This window comes from Legionella resiliens (assembly GCF_021344005.1).
GTDB classification, from domain to species: Bacteria; Pseudomonadota; Gammaproteobacteria; order Legionellales; family Legionellaceae; genus Legionella; species Legionella resiliens.
Genome location: NZ_JAJTND010000005.1, coordinates 445203 through 461837, shown reverse-complemented (window position 1 = coordinate 461837; position 16635 = coordinate 445203). Strand labels below are relative to the sequence as shown.

Below are 16635 nucleotides of genomic sequence, written 5' to 3'. Positions count from 1 at the left end.
TTTTAGTATTATTTAACCAAGGGAATTGATATGGGTTTTGCTAATGTAGCTGTTTTTGTAGTAGATGATGATCCTGAAATTTGCCAGTCATTTCGTTGGTTATTTGAATCAGTAAATATCCCAGTAAAAACTTATGAAAATGCCAAAGCCTTTCTGGATAGTTATGATGCGACACAAAAAGGATGTTTAATTATCGATGTGCGTATGCCTATCATGAGCGGACTGGAGTTACTGGAACATATTAATACTTTAAGAACTCAACTCTCAGTAATCATGATCACTGGATACGGTGATATTCCAATGGCTGTGCGAGCTATGAAGGCTGGAGCTGCTGATTTTATTCTTAAGCCGGTAAATCACCAGCATTTGCTGGAAATTACGCAAAAATGCCTTAAAAAAATTCACACTAATTCCATCCAGTCTCAATCTGATTTCTATCAACGCCTGGAACGCTTAACCAAACGTGAACGACAGGTTATGGATTTAGTCATTGAAGGGAAATTAAACAAACAAATAGCTCATGAACTTGATATATCTATATCTACGGTAGAAGTCCACCGCGCAAATGTTATGCGAAAAATGGAAACTAAAACTTTGGCAGATCTCATAAAAATTAATCTGTTTCATGCTTTTCCTAATACTGAGTTCAATGTTTTAGCGAGGCTTGATGGCTAGATATGCTTTCGTGTTAAATTGTTTGGTAAAACGAGACACTTCAATCCCAAAATTCTAAATAGCTCCTGAATACTATAGAGTGAGAAATAAACACAATGATGGAATAGTTTCTTATATGGATAAAGAGTGATATTATTCAGAGTTTTTCACATACAGGCGAATGAATTATGTCAAAATTTCCGCTTAAAACCCCTGCTGAGCTGCGCCGATACTTTAATCAACAAAGCTTGGATAAACTAATCGAAATTAACCACTCTTACGAACCGCATTTCGTGTCTCTGGATAATCGAGTTGATGAACTCAAAAAGGTTTTGAATGAGGCTGGAACGCGCAGGGCTTACTTTATAGGACGGCAAAAGGCTCACCTAAAGACTTATGAAGCAACCGCAATCCATGAAGAATCATACCAATCAACTCGCAACGAGGTGCTCATGGAAACGAATCAAACCGATCGAAATCTAGGATTAAAAGCAATGGGTATTTCTCCTATGGAGATGTATGAATATGAGGAAAGGAGTATCAGTGAAGAAATATCAAAAACATCTGATGAAATTAAGCGCGCGAATGATGCTATTCTGGTTTTAGAGCAAAAGAAAAGAACTGCTGTTTCTGAATTAAGAATTTTAAATGATGTTATCAAAGAAAAGAGACAACCCATGCCTGGACCCACCATGAATCAATTGGGATTTTGATATTAAGTTCTCTTTGAGGTACAAATAAAACGAGATTGAAAGTATTCAATAATTCATCAAGCTTATTGAATACTTTGCCCTAGGTTTTTAGTTTCAAACTAACAATAATAGGAAGAAAGGCTACTCTAAAATATCCTGAGTATAAATAAAATTGTTCCTTGCTTTATTCATAAGGATCTTAAATTGTTGTAGGTGTTTCTCAGTTGCTGGTGTGGAATGGAGAACAAATTCAGAAACACATAATGCAAATATGAGCCTGCGTATATCCCAAATTGTTTCCTGAAAAATATCAATTCGTTTTTTGGTTTCAGGGCTGATTTTAACTTCCAGTTTTAAATTTTCAGAACTAATTGCAATGGGGGCACAATTTTTAATTACTTGACTTCGTAGTTTTTCAACAAAAATAAACGTATTAATTTTTTCTGTCCGACACTTAATTATTTCCTTAACGATTTTGTTAAAAAAATTATAAACAATCATCTGGTGAAATAAATAGAGTTTTTGTGAATAACGATAAGCTTGAAATAAAAAATAATCACCTACTAGAACAATAAAAATACCGATTAAGGTACAGATGCCGCGATTCACTACCATTTCAAATGGGCCTGCAGGTGAATTCGCATCAGTAGTTTGCGCTAATAGCAAAAAAACTACAACAGTAATGAAAAATACACTAATATCGTAGCGGCGTGTGTTTAATGCTGAAACAGATAATCCAATGATGCAAATAATAAATACGACAGGGATTAATCGATAATTTAACTGCATTAGATAAATTAAAGGAATCAAAATCAACAAAGCGGCAAAAGTTCCACCAATACGATGAACAGCTCGTCTGATAATAAGCCCGGGTTCAATTCCTGCGCTAATCACCAGAACCGTGAGTAAAACCCAAAATTTATGAGGTATCGTTGTAAATAAATAAATCAACATGGCAACCATAAACATAATTGCCAGTTGAGTAAAACGTGCATAATCAAGTTTCTTTTTCAGTTGTGTCGCAGAAAGCATAATTTATTCCAACGGATAAATGCTTGTTGTAAGCAATGCATAACGTAATGCTGTAATTTTGTTTCTGGTTCTATGGGCATTGTGGGCGTGCCGCATTGTGTATACGTTTGCATATTGAGCCTAAGCCAACGGAGATTATTTTTTATACCGTACCAAAATATCTCATTCTTTGCCTCGTAATATAAATTATCTAATGCGTGTTGGATATTTCTTATGTGTACCGAAATACGACACGCTTGCATGATGTATTTTTTAGGAAGCATTCGTCGATAGTTTCGTACCATTCCCAAATGAAGAATCTCCTCTCCTGTAGGACTTTTATTATTCTGATTTATGGCAGAATCAATATCTTCCTCAAGGTATTGAATAAATTTTTGCATGGCCCTGTTCCATACGATTAAATAGACATTGGGGAAACATTTCAAACTAATGAATACAAAGATCATCGCTAATGAAGTTGATGAAATAAAACCATATGCGACTTCAAGGTTAGCAGGTGGCTCTGTGCTCAAAACTACAGCTCCAGTTGCTATAAGCAACATGATTAAATTTTTTAGTGCATAGAAATATTTTAATACACAGAAATAAGTTACTGTGAAGGCAAACACTGAATAAAAGAAAAAGATGCCACGAAATGGATAGACAAGATAAAAGGATACACTGATGAGAATAATTGCAATGCCAATAAAAAACAGCAACCACTCTTTTTCTTTAAAAGTGGTGAGTACTGGGGCTTCATACATGCCAACCAAAAGAAAGGGAGCAAAAAAAGTAAGGAAACTGACAGGTTGAAACAACCAATAAACATATACTTCTATAGTCGCAACAAAGAGACACTTATATAGAGTAATTCGTTGTAATGCGTAGGGATCAACTTCATCAAGCCATTGCTTAAACTTTGATATAGACATAGACACTTGTCCCAAGGCGCAGCGGGTAATGAGGATCAGGATCGGTGATTCGAATGATCACGGGAAGTCTTTGTGGTAATAAGATCCATTGATTTTCATTGATGACATTTTGTAGCTGAGTACGGTTGTCTACTAATTGTCGATTAGCCGACCAATAATCTGAATCAATTACACCATGAAACATTTTTCTTCCCAGATACATTCTGGGAAATATCAATACTTTTGCGCCTTTACGCACATGCCCCAAATCCGTTTCATTAAAATTTGCTTGAATGTAAATATTATCTACATCCACTAAAGAAAAAAGAGGTTGATTAATATTTACTGGTGTTCCAATACTAAAAAACAAATTTTGAATAATCCCATTACATTGTGCGTATACATTGGTTTGTTCCAAATTCACTTTGGCATTTTTTAATCGTGCGTGAAGGGATTTAATTTCATTTTCTTGTGCTTTCATTTGATGTTGAACAATTTCCAACTGTTTTAAAGCGGCATCCCATTTATATTGAGCAGCTTTTGTTTCTTGTTGGGAATTTTGTAAGGTAATAAGAGAGACCGATTTTAACGCGTAGCCTTTAGAATATTTTTGATCATCCTGTTTGAGCCTGATGTAGCTTTTTTGCTCGTTTTCACTGAGTTTGAGATCCCGCTCATAAGTGCTTTTTAACGCAGCTAATTGTGCCTCGGCACCTGCCAAATCCGCACTAAGTTGTTCCACCGCATATATATAGGGTTTTTGAAAGACAGTGAAAAGCTTTTGTCCTTTTTTAACAATTTCTCCATTTTGCACATAAAGGTCTGTGATATAGCCATTCGCAAGCGCTGCGACGGGGCGTACGTTATTGACGACAAATGCATTATCTGTGAAAGGGAATAAATAAGAAAAAATATAAATAATGCTCGTTACAATACCAATCAAAATGACGACATTGGCTATGGTAAACCAGTGTTTTAATCGAACAAATCCCTGTTTAACGTGTAGACGATATCTGCGTAAATGTATCATAAATATAAGTTACCGTTAAAATTCCATACTTAACCAAATTCCTGGCTGCACACAGGTTATTCCTAAGAGCTATTAGAGTGACTATTGAGTATATGCATATCCACCCGCCAAGTCTTGATATAAAATAACCAATGACATAGCAAGTTCTAACTTGGCCAGATTTGTTGAGAGCGCCAAGTTATCCAAATAGATTTTGCTTTGTAATAATTCTTTATAAGAAATTAATCCTGTTTTTAACAATCCTTGTTGTAATTTGTATTTGTGGCGATAATCCTTTTCGGCACCTAAGTAAGCCATAAATTTTTCATTCATGCGTCTGTTGGCAGAATAGTCATTATCGACTTCTTTTAGAATCCGCCTGACTGTTTTATTGAATTCAGCAGCTTTTGCATTATAGGCGCCTTTACTTGCCGCAATTTTTCCTAAGGTACTGGGGGCAAGCGTCCAATTGACGTAAGCATCAGTTGTGTCAGCAAAAGTACTGTTTGGCAAATCTACTTCACCGATAAAATCATCTAACTGAATTCCGGGGAAAAAATCACTGTAGGCAACTTTAATACCTGCATGAGCGGTCTTTAAGGCATAGAGTGCCATTTTCAAATCAGGACGATTGTTTAATACTGTAGCGGGTAAGCTGCCTGGTTTAAAACGGGAAAAATCTATTTTGGCGAAATTATTTTTATTGTTTATCCTGCCAGGATTTGCATTGATCAAATAACGAAGCGCATTTTCACTGAGCACAATGTTATGCAAAATAGGTTTAATTTGTGCGGCAATCAGACGCTCATCAGTTTGCAACTGGGCTAGGGCAATTTCATTTTCTAAACCAATTTTAATGTCCCCTTGGCTCAATTTAATTAATGACTTCAAGTCACTATCTAATTGTTGCAATAATCTTAATTGTTCTAATTGCGCAATTAAGGTGAAGTAAGCTGATGCGATTTGGCCAATTAATGCCAGGCGCATTCCCTCAATTGCAGCGTGGTAAAATTGAACATTGTATGTGGCTTGCTTCTGTTGCGCACAAAGCTTCATAATGTTCACAAAATAATAGGGCCATATCCCATAAAATGCACCGGGCGCTCCAAGGGCGGGATTGGTAGAGTAGCCAGCAAGTATTTGTACTAGAGGAAGCCAACTGAGCTTGACTTGCTTCAATTCACCTTGTGCTTGTTGTAAGTTTCCTATGGCAATGTGAATGTCCATGTTGTTATTCAAGCCAGCTTCAATCAATTGATTCAATTCTACATCATGGAACTGTTGCCACCAAGCAACATAAGGTAAATCGGCCATGGGTTTGTAATCCTTTGTACTGGAAGGAAATTTAGCTGGCAAAACGATTTGCTGTGCAACACGTTTATTGCAGCTTGACAATCCTACTACCAAGAATATCAAGAACAGTATTTTCTTTAACATGAATCGATCATCGTCTCGAGCAGAAATGTATTTCTCATGTTTATTTACAGTAGGTTATGTTGTCAAAGGTTATTCATTATATTCCTTGAAATGATTAGGGTTAGTCAACAATTGCTAATAATGAATACTTAATTAAGCGTTCATTCATTCCAAGTCGAATCACTTAAATGCTCATCCATTGCTTTACCTGGGGCACATTCTTTGGAGAAATAACCATCACGGCGCTTGAGGTAAACATCATTATAGTAATCAAGAGCATTTTGTTTGGCGATATTATCTGGAACTCCAAGTAGGCGTGCGGTGCGATAATTTCTTTGTACTGCCTCACATTCGGTTTTTGCTTCATTATATTCACCGCGTGCGTGCATGCTTTCATGGGTTAGAATATTTAGCGTGATGATTTCATCCAAAGTTGCACGCTCAGGATGACTCACATAATCCATCAAGAGTGAGCATTTGGGATATTGGATAACAATATATCCAGTTTTGGGGTCCGCATGACCATAAACTCTTGGTTCTTCATCGAAAAGTGTGTCAAATAAAGTATTGCAGTGTACTTTTGCAGGATGATTTTCGGCTAATTCACTCGCAATTTCTGTTAAAAAATGTTCAAAACGCCAGTGATGAAAAGGAGGCCAAGCAAATAACAAAGCCAAGATCAGCGATACGGTGAGATAGCCTTTGGATATGGGTAAGTGACCAGTGAGTTCTCTGTAAACTAGCCAGAAGAAAAATAGTGAAATCAGCGCCCAGAGCATGATGGTCCTTTGAAAAATGAGATCAATATTGGTTAACCTTAATCAAAAGAAGCAAATAATTAATCGAGATGATCTAGTGGAAGAGCAGTTGTTTCACAAATAGTTCTTAATATAAAACTTGATTGGACACTCGTTACTCCATTGATACGTGTTAGCTTATCTAATAAAAAAGATTGGTATGCATTTAGGTCGGGTACAATTACTTTTAATACGTAATCTGCGGATTGACCTGTGATTAAATAACATTGAACGATTTCAGGAAGAAAACGCACCGCTTCTTCAAACTGATTCATCACAGCGGGTTGGTGACTATTTAATCCAACTAAAACAATCACGGCTAATTTTAAACCTATTTTTTCGGGTTCAAGAAGAGCCACTTTTTTCTTTATGTATCCATTATCTTCCAATAATTTCACACGGCGGAGGCAAGGAGAAGGGGATAAGGCAACCATGTCTGCGAGCTCTTGATTATTGATTTGGCAATTTGATTGAAGTATATCAAGTATTTTTTTATCAGTGCGGTCCATAGTGTTTAAAAATAACATGAATTTTTTATATTTTAGCATTTAAATCTAAAAAATCATTAAAAATTGAAATTTTAATTCAAATTAATTCAATAAAGACTTATATTTGCAATAAAATTTCAAAGAAAATGAATTAAAATATGCGTTAATGCATAGGTTATAGCCATTGTGCGTATATTAGCTGCTTGTTTTTTTGAGGATTTTTATGTCTACATCACGAGTTGTTGCCTGGTTTGTATGGATTATTGCGTCAATATTTTATGCATACCAATATGTTCTTAGAGTGATGCCCAATATTATGATGAATGATATTACGTCGCAATTTCATATCGATGCGACGGTTTTTGGGCAGTTTTCTGGTGTTTATTATCTTGGTTACTCTTTAATGCACTTGCCGATTGGGATCATGTTGGATCGTTTTGGGCCAAGAAAAGTAATGACAATATGCATTTTGCTCCCTGTTATTGGATTGCTGCCGCTTATTTTTGCTGATCATTGGTTCTATCCGCTTGCAGGAAGGGCATTAATTGGTATTGGATCTTCTGCTGCCATTTTGGGAACATTTAAAATCATACGTATGGCTTTTAAAGAGCAGCATTTTTCCCGGATGCTCAGTTTTTCGGTGATGATAGGACTTATCGGTGCTGTCTATGGTGGAGGACCTGTAAGTTACATGTGTCAGGCAGTGGGTTATAAAATGGTAATTGAAGTGTTTATTGCTATTGGTCTCATACTGGCTTGCATAACCTATTTTATTGTGCCTGATGAAAAACCGACTTATCACACATCAGTCCTTTCCAATATTAAAACGGTTTTTACCAATAAAAAAGTAATCTTGATTTGCTGTTTTTCCGGATTGATGCTCGGACCTCTTGAAGGTTTTTCTGATGTATGGGGATCTGGCTTTTTAAAACAAGTCTATGGTTTGAATACATCAACAGCAAACTACTTGCCTTCAATGATCTTTATAGGAATGTGTTTCGGATCGCCGATTTTAAGTTTAATCGCAGAAAAAACGGGGTATTACCTGGGAACAATCATTGCAGCTGGAATAACCATGTGCGTGGTCTTCACCGCACTTGTTACAGGTATGTTAACAGTATCCAGCATTACCATATCGTTTATATTGGTTGGAATGTGTTGCGCTTATCAGATTTTGGCGATTTATACAGTTTCTACTTACGTTCCTGAGCATCTTGCTGGCTTGACGACCGCGATTGCTAACATGATAATCATGATTTTTGGCTATGCGTTCCATACAGTAATTGGTTATGTAGTCAATGCAAATGGTGGTATTCGTGAAGCGAGTGCTTTTATTTACGGGGTAGGGGTTATCCCGATCACGCTGGCAATGGGAGTTATCGGTTTTCTGTTCGTTGCATATCGAGAGAAATATGCCGTATCAAAGCTCTATCCAGTAGGGTCACCAAGTTAAGGCAAGGTAGGTTGGGTCGTTTGACCTGAGGTATCATCAGTTTTTTATTTAAAATTTTCTCTACGTACTGCTTAAATTTCTCTATGTACTGTTTAAATTTCTCTACATACCGCGCTTTATGCGCGGTATCCATAACGAGATTTTAAGATGCGGTTGAGCATTCCTATAGCAAGATCCCCTGGATACCGCGCATAAAGCGCGGTATGTAGGCGAAGAAATTAAGCGCGGTACGTAGACGAAAAAATTAGTGGAGGTCAAAAGCTGACGTTACCTCAGGTCAAAATTGCCTCAATCTACTAGCTGTACGTGCTGAGTAGAATGAATGCCCTGATTAAGAAAAAACAATGTCAGGCTGAACTTGTCCAATCCAGCCTTTATCTAAATAAATGTTAAAAATCAACCATATCCAAAACAATTTTAAGTACAGAGATAGGGTTGGAAAATTTATCGATATCAGCTACTATTTAAGTGTAGTTGACATGGTAGATGTTTAACAATTCTCTTTGCAATTCATTTTAAAAACGGGCCGTTAGCTCAGCTGGTAGAGCAGGAGACTCTTAATCTCTTGGTCATAGGTTCGAACCCTATACGGCCTATCAATAAACTCAATGAGTTATAAAAAATAATCGCGGGGCGCATTTTAACTCCAAGTGCGACAATCCTTTTGTCACGGTTTTTTCTCACAGCGTATGGTTTATCCGTGGAGTATTATCCGTTTTGTTTTCAAATCCAGGTTTTGTAAACATGCTGTTTTCCGTTAATGCAGAGGAGACTGGCGTGGGAGGATTCAATGTAACAGTAATCTGTTCCTGGCAATCGAATTTCTTTAAAAAATGGTTTACAGAAATAAAGACAGAATCCGTAAAGGTAGTTTTTACTCCAAAATTGCTGAAATAAGCTTCTTCATCGTCTTGACAAATTCTTTTTAAATTAAGAACGAATTCTTGTATTTGTTCCTGGGATAGCCATTGCCCTTTCCCAAATTTTTCCTTTGCTGTGGTGCTCCATTTTCTAGCTGGTTGCAACCAGTCTTGCAGGGAGTACTCTTCATCATAAGCTTGTAAAATGCGGTAGAAGTTCTGATTGTTTACACATTCTTTTTGAATCATAAAGTAATGAAATACACCCCCACCCAGTTTAAAAACAGCAACTGCTGAACGAGAATCATTAAAAAAACCAAGGATATCTAAGAATTCGTTATTACTAGAATTTATATTGGTGAAATCAGCTTGATTATAATAAATTTCTTTTGCTTTTTTGTCATATAGTGGTGAATATACAATGATGTCCTGACAGTCGCTCAACTCCACTGACATACAAAAATCCAGTGCTTGATTATTTTGGACGTTATATTTCATGATTACTCTGCTCCAAGAAGTCCGGAAAATTATACCTGAGCTGTGTACTCATTTCAATCAAAATGATCTAAATTCGATATTTCGGGATACCCAGCCAAGCCAAAGTGACTTGGACTGATTTTAATATTTAATTAAACGTTCCTAGAGACTGAATGATTTATATCGATTGCTCAAACTCTTCTAATTCAGTTTGATCAAATGAATTATGGACTGTTGTAAAAATTGCATCAACGTCTTTAATTGGATTTCTTTTAGCAGCTAAATCCCAGTTTAATTGTCGATAAGTTGACTTAAAATATATATGTTTTGAATTTTATAAGACATCGATTTTTTAATGTAATGGCCAAATCCACAATAGAGCAGGGACTCCTATTACTACAATAATGATTTCAAGAATAAGTCCTAAGCGAGCATAATCAAAAAAGTGATAACCTCCTGGCCCCATGACCATCGTATTATTTTGATGAGCAATAGGGGTGAGGAAAGAACAGGATGCGCCGATTGCAACAGCCATTAAAAAAGTATCTATATTCACATGTGCGGAGCGTGCAATATTAAGGGCAATTGGTGCCATGACTATGGCAGTTGCAGCATTATTCATGAAATCTGACAGGGTCATGGTTACAATCAAAACTGCAATCAGTGCAACTACTGGCGAATGCTGGCCAGCTATTTGAATAAAGGCATTTGAAATAAGGTCTGCAGTTCCAGTGGTTTCAATGGCTCCCCCAATTGGAATGATGGCCGCCAATAATAACAGCACAGATGAGTCAATGCTCCGATATAAGTTGTGCAGCGGCATGGCTTTAAAAATAACCACCGCAAGCACGGCACAAAGAAAAGAAATAGTAATAGGTAAAACCTGTAGCGCTGCTAAAATAATGGCTGCAACATAAAATAATAAAGGCAAAAGGTTCTTTTGTGATAATCCAATCTTGACGTCACGTTCGGCTAGGGGTAAAAGTCCCAGATCGACAATTGTTTCGCGTAAGGTTTCAACATTTCCTTGCAAGAGTATTACATCTCCTGCAGCGAATCGAATATCATTTAATTTTTGTCTGAAGGAAATACCTTTTCTTGAGAGGGCAAGCAAATTAATGGAGTGACGATAACGAAGGTTGGCCATGGCCGCAGAGCGACCTACCATGTTGGAGCCAGGGGGAACAACTGCCTCCATGATAATAATGTCGCTATCTGATAATTTTTTTGAGGAAAATGGTTTATCTCCCGCTAATATGAACTGGCTTGATTCGAGAATTTTTTCCAAGTTATCGGGTGACGCTTCTATGATTAAAATATCATTTTTCCGGATAATGTCTTTCTTACTAAAAGAAAATTTTTTCTTACCTCTGTGACTCATAGCAATGAGATCAAAATCAGCTTGGGTTCCTGCCAGAAACTCTTTGATAGTTTTATCGCAAAATGGAGAGTTTTTTAGAACTTTGATTTCCGTCATGTAATCTGACATTTGGAATAAATCATCTGTTTTGTTATTTTTTTGTCGTGACGGAACAAGTCTCCATCCAATCAACGAAATAAACAGTATGCCAAAAAATGCAATGGCTAGTCCAACAGGAAAAAAATCAAACATGGTGTAAGGGGTGCCGATGATTTCTTCTCTGTAAGATGAAATCAGCAAATTAGGCGGCGTACCAATGAGGGTCATCAATCCCCCGAGGACTGAACTGAATGCAATTGGCATTAAGATAATAGAAGGAGAGGTCTGTTGCTTAATAAAAGATTGAATGGCGATTGGCATCATGAGTCCCAATGCTCCGACGTTATTCATAAATGCCGACATAATTGCAATAGTGGTTGTAAATAAACTGATGTGAAGAAGCGGTTTTTTAAATAAAAATTCTAGTTTGGTTAACAAGACATTTAACACTCCAGATTGTGTAATAGCGTAAGTTAAAATCATGACACAACCTACTGTAATGACAGCGGGATTGCTAAATCCGGAAAAAGCTTGTTTTGCTGGTACTATGCCTGTTAATACCGATAAAACTAATGCAAATAATGCGACGAAATCATAACGCCAATACCCCCACACAAATAAAGCTATTGTAATAACTAATATAATAAACAAAATAAGAGGTTGATACATTTTGCGATCCTGCTTTTTCCGTTGACAATAGCGAGTCCTTCAATTAAGGAAAATTTCATATGTTCACGTATTTCTTCGTACGCACAGCTTTTTTATTCTTTTTGCTTAGCATCTCATAGCCAAATTTTTGGATTATTCTTACCCAATCTATTATTCTGTACTCTATCTTGAGAAAATAATCCTAGTGCCAGCAGAAGTATATTTCTAATCGGTTTCGAATATTTATTCAATATATTACCCATGTTTTATAAACTGAGTATACAACATCAGATGCTGAAAATTCTTTAGTTAGACTAGTCAAATCAGTTGTCATCTCAATATAACAGCAACTAATTAAACGTGATATCTTTGCATATTTCAATCTAAAAGTTCTGTTTCATATACCCATTCTTTTAATTAAGGAAATATTGCTCATACAGGCTTAAAAGTTTTTTATGATCCTCTTCAATAGAAAGGCTTTTATTTGCCACGTCTTTTAGCGATGTTGCATAAGATATTAAAATAATTTTATGTTGTTGATTCGTTATGTTTTTATGTATCGATACAATCATTTTCATCATATGGAATGTCGTATTTCTATCTCTACATACATAAGGTTGAACTCTGTTAAATACAAGGTCACAAAATTCTGGAAACGTAATTGGCTTTGTAATTAATCGTAATTTATTCTTTGTATCACAGCGATACGCAGAAGGCTGATTGATCTTTGATAGTTTTTGTATACTCGATTGCAGCCAATCCAAACAATTCATTGCGGTGAACGGATCATTAATACCAGGTGATAACGCCCGAGCTATAATTTCGACCATTTCATCTACAAGAAAGAGTGGGTCTTGCTCCTGATTACGTTTATGACCCAATGCGAATGCATCAATACATTGTTTACAGATGAAGTCGTCAATTGTTTGAGACGAATAAATAACTAATAGTGTTGAGTCTTCAGTTATATAATCTCCAGGTCTAGCTTCTAACTGAATAATTAAATCATTTTTTGTGGCGATATCAATAAGAGAGTTTCCATCTAAAATGCGAATATATCCTTGGTTGGGGGCAACAACAGTCGTTTTTTTTAGAGTATTTTGAGTTAAGTTTATTGATAGATTAGCATTTTCATTACCTATATTCATAGGAAATTGGGAGTTTATTTGGCGATTTAGTTCTTCACCTACTTGAGCAATTACATTGGACATATTAATACTTTCAGGAATGTGATGAATAAAATAAATCAAAACGAGGATACTGCTTAGAGTTAGGATAATAGCAACAAGTAACGATATCTGAGGGATAAAAACTAATTCATCAGCTTGTGGAATATCATTTTTATTTGCATTAAAAAGAGCCAGTAAAATAAACAGACAGAATAAGAAGGTGGCAATAAAAGTTCCGAGTGTAATTTGGTTTGCCCTATCCCTCATGAAATTTGTAGTGAGACGAGGACCTATCTGGCTTCCAGCAAAAGCTACTGCTACAATTGTCATAGAAAAAGTAACTCCTGCTACAGTAATCATGGAAGTGGCAATTGAGGATAAAATAGTTCGGGCCCCCTCAGGATTACTTGCATGAAACCAGCCCCATCTTTCTAGCCAATTCCAATCAAATAAGTAGTCCAGGCGTAATGTTAAAATGGATAGCAATAAAGAAACCACACACATAAGTAGAGGAATATACCAATAGCTTGCACGTAATTCTGAAAAGAAGTTCAATAGTTTTGATTTCATTAATGTCCCTTTATGAAAATTATGGCTTTACTTTTTTTGCCACAGTAGAGAGTACCTTTGAGTCATTATATATTAAATGGATAAAGGACGCCCAAGGGAATCTCGTTAATACCCTTATCCAATACTATGTACTATGATTAAGATATTAAGAAGATTTTTGACTCGTGCTTAACTTTTTAATAAAGATGTGAAACACATATATAATTCATATGAAGCCTATGCAGAATTAATTAAATTAATCGTTAAACCGAGTTAGTTTTATGAAAAAGGAATTTTCATATGGTCAAGAAAGCAGATAAGCCCATTGTCATTATTACGGGGTCTAGTGGCAAAATAGGAACTGCGCTTGCATGTGCATTACGAAATTCTTATAAAATTGTAGGTTTTGACCAAGATAAAGATGCTTGTGAGATTCCCTGTGATATTACATCAGATATCTCTTTAGCTTTATCTTTTCGGTTATTTAAAGAAAAATATGGAAATAAAATTGCCGCTGTGATTCATCTTGCAGCCTATTTTGATTTTACGGGTGAAGAGTCTTCTTTGTACCAGGCTGTAAATGTAAATGGTACAAAAAATTTACTTCTGGCATTACAAGATTTTGAGGTAGAACGATTTATCTATGCTAGTACCATGCTCGTACATGAACCTTGTATTTTAGGAGAGACCATTAATGAAAATGCTCCTCTCCTGCCGAAATGGTCCTATCCAAAATCCAAATTAGAAGCGGAAAAAGTAATTAAAAAATATCATGGAAAAATACCTTATCTGATTTTGCGCTTGGCAGGTTTATATGACGACGTGACCAGTGCCCCAACACTCGCTAACCAAATTGCTCGAACCTATGAACGGGATATTAAAAGCCATTTATACGCGGGAGATTTAAATGTGGGTCAGTCATTTATTCATCAGAAAGACTTGATAGAGCTTTTTAAAAAAGCTCTTTTTTATCGTAATGAATTACCGCAAAAGGAAATTATTTTAGCAGGAGAACCCAAAACGCTCAGCTATAGGAAATTGCAAAATCGTATAGCTCAATTAATTCATGGGGAACAATCTTCTCTCTACAAAGTACCCTATACTGTCGCTAAAGCAGGCGCTTGGCTTGAGCATCAGGCAGAACCATTGATACCTGATGATTTTGATCAGGGAGAAAAACCATTTATTCGTTCATTTATGATAGACCTTGCTTCAGATCATTATGCTTTAGATATTACTAAAGCAAAAAAACATCTTCATTGGGAACCCAAACATTCAATTGAAGAAACCCTTCCTAAAATTATCGACTCTTTGAAGGCTGATCCTGAAATTTGGTATAAAAAAAACAGAGTAATCCAACCAGACTGGATGGCTGCCATTAAGCATAATCCAGAGAAAATACGCTCCCTTTACGAAAGTAACTTCCGCAAACAACACCAGCAAAACCTATGGGCACATTTTTTAAATATGGGTTTTGGATTCTGGCTAATTACTTCGCCAGCATCCTTAGGATATACATCTTATCCTCTAATATTAAGTGATATTATTAGTGGTAGTGCCCTTATTTTCTTTGCATTTTTAAGCTTATCCTGGCGTTTATCATCAGCTCGATGGGTTTGTGCTTTAATTGGCCTGTGGTTAATATTTGCCCCTTTGGTTTTTTGGGCACCTACTGCTGCTGCGTATTTAAATGATACGCTTATTGGCACCCTAATTGTTGGTTTTTCTATAATAGTTCGGCCTGACTTAGGTGTAGCACCTAATGCTGCTTTAGAAGGGCCGATCATTCCTCCTGGATGGGATTTTTCGCCTTCAAGTTGGTTCCAGCGATTGCCGATAATAATTTTGGCTTATATTGGTTTTTTTATTTCACGATATATGACGGCTTATCAACTCGGTCATATTGATCATGTCTGGGAACCATTTTTTATGGGATATTTACCTGATGCAAAAAATGGAACCGAAGAAATTATTACATCTTCTATATCTAAAGCATTTCCAGTCCCAGATGCAGGGCTAGGTGCAGCAGTTTATATTTTAGAAATTTTAACGGGTATTATTGGAGGCTCAAATCGTTGGCGTACGATGCCATGGCTGGTGCTTTTGTTTGGTATTATGATTGTACCATTAGGAATAGTCTCTATTTCCTTTATTGTCATCCAACCTATTCTTTTAAATACATGGTGTACCTTATGTCTAATCGCTGCAGTTGCCATGCTTATTCAAGTCCCCTATTCTTTTGATGAGTTAATTGCAACGAGTGCTTTTCTTTGGCGAAGATGGAAAGCGGGCAGGCCATTATTGAGAATTTTATTTGTTGGTGATCGAGATGATGAGACAGCTCAATCTAGGAAAGGAGTGGATGACTTTGAGCAATCGCCTAAAATAATTCTGCGAGAAATGTTGAGTGGTGGCATCACTTTACCTTGGAATTTAATAGGATGCATACTCATTGGTATCTGGTTAATGTTTACACGTATTACTTTGGAGACAACGGGTCCAATGGCTAATAGTGATCATCTCATTGGCTGTCTTATCATAACAATAACCATAACAGCATTAGCTGAAACAGTCCGTATTTTGCGCCTACTTAACTTATTTTTAGCTGTCGCTTTGTTTATTACACCATTTATTTATCATGCATCAGCATGGAGTATTTTTGCAAGTCTGGTTAGTGGCGTTCTTCTATTCTTCTTATCCATTCCGCGAGGAAAAATCCACTCTTCTTATGGAGCCTGGGATAAGATTATTTTTTGATCAAATAGTATTGTAGAAAATTAATTTCGCCCTAGTGTTAAGTTTTTTTAGCTTTTGGATTTGACTTTATTTTTTGCTTAGAGTCTTTATGTTTATTCACTTTATCACAAACATCTCCTGTCTGCGGATTGCTAGGCGTAATATCGCAAATATGTTCTATATCAGCGACCTCTGGGTGTTTTTTCTCTTCCTTATGTTTATTCATCAGTATTCCTTGAGGGGATAATCTATATATATATAGTAAAATTTTAACAATTAATCCAGATAAGAAAACATGTTTCCCAA

14 protein-coding genes and 1 tRNA gene are annotated in these 16635 nt (G+C 36.2%); 5 read left to right on the top strand and 10 right to left on the bottom strand.

Annotation, left to right across the window (positions count from 1 at the left end):
- The first annotated feature begins 30 nt into the window (after positions 1-30).
- Positions 31-675, top strand: coding sequence for a response regulator transcription factor (locus LXO92_RS14535; protein ID WP_182350249.1), 645 nt, complete (start codon positions 31-33; stop codon positions 673-675).
- 167 nt (positions 676-842) lie between these two features.
- Positions 843-1367: a hypothetical protein gene (locus LXO92_RS14530; RefSeq protein WP_182350248.1), complete on the top strand. Its 525-nt coding sequence runs from the start codon at positions 843-845 to the stop codon at positions 1365-1367.
- Positions 1368-1487: 120 nt separating this feature from the next.
- On the opposite strand, the gene LXO92_RS14525 is transcribed toward LXO92_RS14530, so the two are convergent.
- The 6 genes from LXO92_RS14525 to LXO92_RS14500 form a co-directional block, all read right to left on the bottom strand.
- Positions 1488-2378, bottom strand: coding sequence for an FUSC family protein (locus tag LXO92_RS14525; RefSeq protein WP_232891227.1), 891 nt, complete (start codon positions 2376-2378; stop codon positions 1488-1490).
- Positions 2357-3289: a hypothetical protein gene (locus LXO92_RS14520; protein ID WP_232891226.1), complete on the bottom strand. Its 933-nt coding sequence runs from the start codon at positions 3287-3289 to the stop codon at positions 2357-2359. The genes LXO92_RS14525 and LXO92_RS14520 overlap by 22 nt, the downstream gene beginning before the upstream one ends.
- Positions 3270-4298 (bottom strand): HlyD family secretion protein, encoded by a 1029-nt coding sequence (locus LXO92_RS14515; protein ID WP_232891225.1) that lies wholly within the window; start codon positions 4296-4298, stop codon positions 3270-3272. Before LXO92_RS14515 ends, LXO92_RS14520 begins: the two co-directional genes overlap by 20 nt.
- Before the next feature lie 81 nt (positions 4299-4379).
- A complete protein-coding gene (locus LXO92_RS14510) occupies positions 4380-5714 on the bottom strand; it encodes a TolC family protein (RefSeq protein WP_232891224.1) in 1335 nt (444 codons plus the stop codon).
- A 140-nt stretch (positions 5715-5854) separates the two neighbouring features.
- Positions 5855-6472, bottom strand: coding sequence for a hypothetical protein (locus LXO92_RS14505; protein ID WP_182350243.1), 618 nt, complete (start codon positions 6470-6472; stop codon positions 5855-5857).
- 59 nt (positions 6473-6531) lie between these two features.
- Entirely contained in the window at positions 6532-6999 is a 468-nt protein-coding gene (locus tag LXO92_RS14500) for an Lrp/AsnC family transcriptional regulator (protein ID WP_182352856.1), read from the bottom strand.
- Between the two features lie 202 nt (positions 7000-7201).
- Between LXO92_RS14500 and LXO92_RS14495 the strand changes: the two genes are divergently transcribed.
- Together LXO92_RS14495 and LXO92_RS14490 are read left to right on the top strand one after the other, a co-directional pair.
- Positions 7202-8431: an MFS transporter gene (locus LXO92_RS14495; protein ID WP_182350242.1), complete on the top strand. Its 1230-nt coding sequence runs from the start codon at positions 7202-7204 to the stop codon at positions 8429-8431.
- A gap of 523 nt (positions 8432-8954) precedes the next feature.
- A tRNA-Lys gene (locus LXO92_RS14490) sits at positions 8955-9027 on the top strand.
- Positions 9028-9111: 84 nt separating this feature from the next.
- On the opposite strand, the gene LXO92_RS14485 is transcribed toward LXO92_RS14490, so the two are convergent.
- The 3 genes from LXO92_RS14485 to LXO92_RS14475 all read right to left on the bottom strand — a co-directional run bounded on the left by LXO92_RS14485 (position 9112) and on the right by LXO92_RS14475 (position 13614).
- Entirely contained in the window at positions 9112-9789 is a 678-nt protein-coding gene (locus LXO92_RS14485) for a hypothetical protein (protein WP_182350241.1), read from the bottom strand.
- A gap of 331 nt (positions 9790-10120) precedes the next feature.
- Positions 10121-11896 carry an SLC13 family permease gene (locus tag LXO92_RS14480; RefSeq protein ID WP_182350240.1) on the bottom strand — a complete coding sequence of 592 codons (1776 nt, stop codon included), beginning with the start codon at positions 11894-11896 and terminating at the stop codon, positions 10121-10123.
- 392 nt (positions 11897-12288) lie between these two features.
- The gene (locus LXO92_RS14475; RefSeq protein WP_182350239.1) at positions 12289-13614 is read right to left on the bottom strand and encodes a DUF2254 domain-containing protein; all 1326 of its coding nucleotides are present in this window, start codon (positions 13612-13614) and stop codon (positions 12289-12291) included.
- A gap of 279 nt (positions 13615-13893) precedes the next feature.
- Here LXO92_RS14475 and LXO92_RS14470 point away from each other — a divergent pair, with 279 nt between their 5' ends.
- A complete protein-coding gene (locus LXO92_RS14470) occupies positions 13894-16350 on the top strand; it encodes a vitamin K epoxide reductase family protein (protein ID WP_182350238.1) in 2457 nt (818 codons plus the stop codon).
- Positions 16351-16387: 37 nt separating this feature from the next.
- Here LXO92_RS14470 and LXO92_RS14465 read toward each other — a convergent pair whose 3' ends face one another.
- Complete coding sequence (locus LXO92_RS14465) at positions 16388-16555, bottom strand: hypothetical protein (RefSeq protein WP_182350237.1); 168 nt, start codon at positions 16553-16555, stop codon at positions 16388-16390.
- Positions 16556-16635 lie beyond the last annotated feature (80 nt).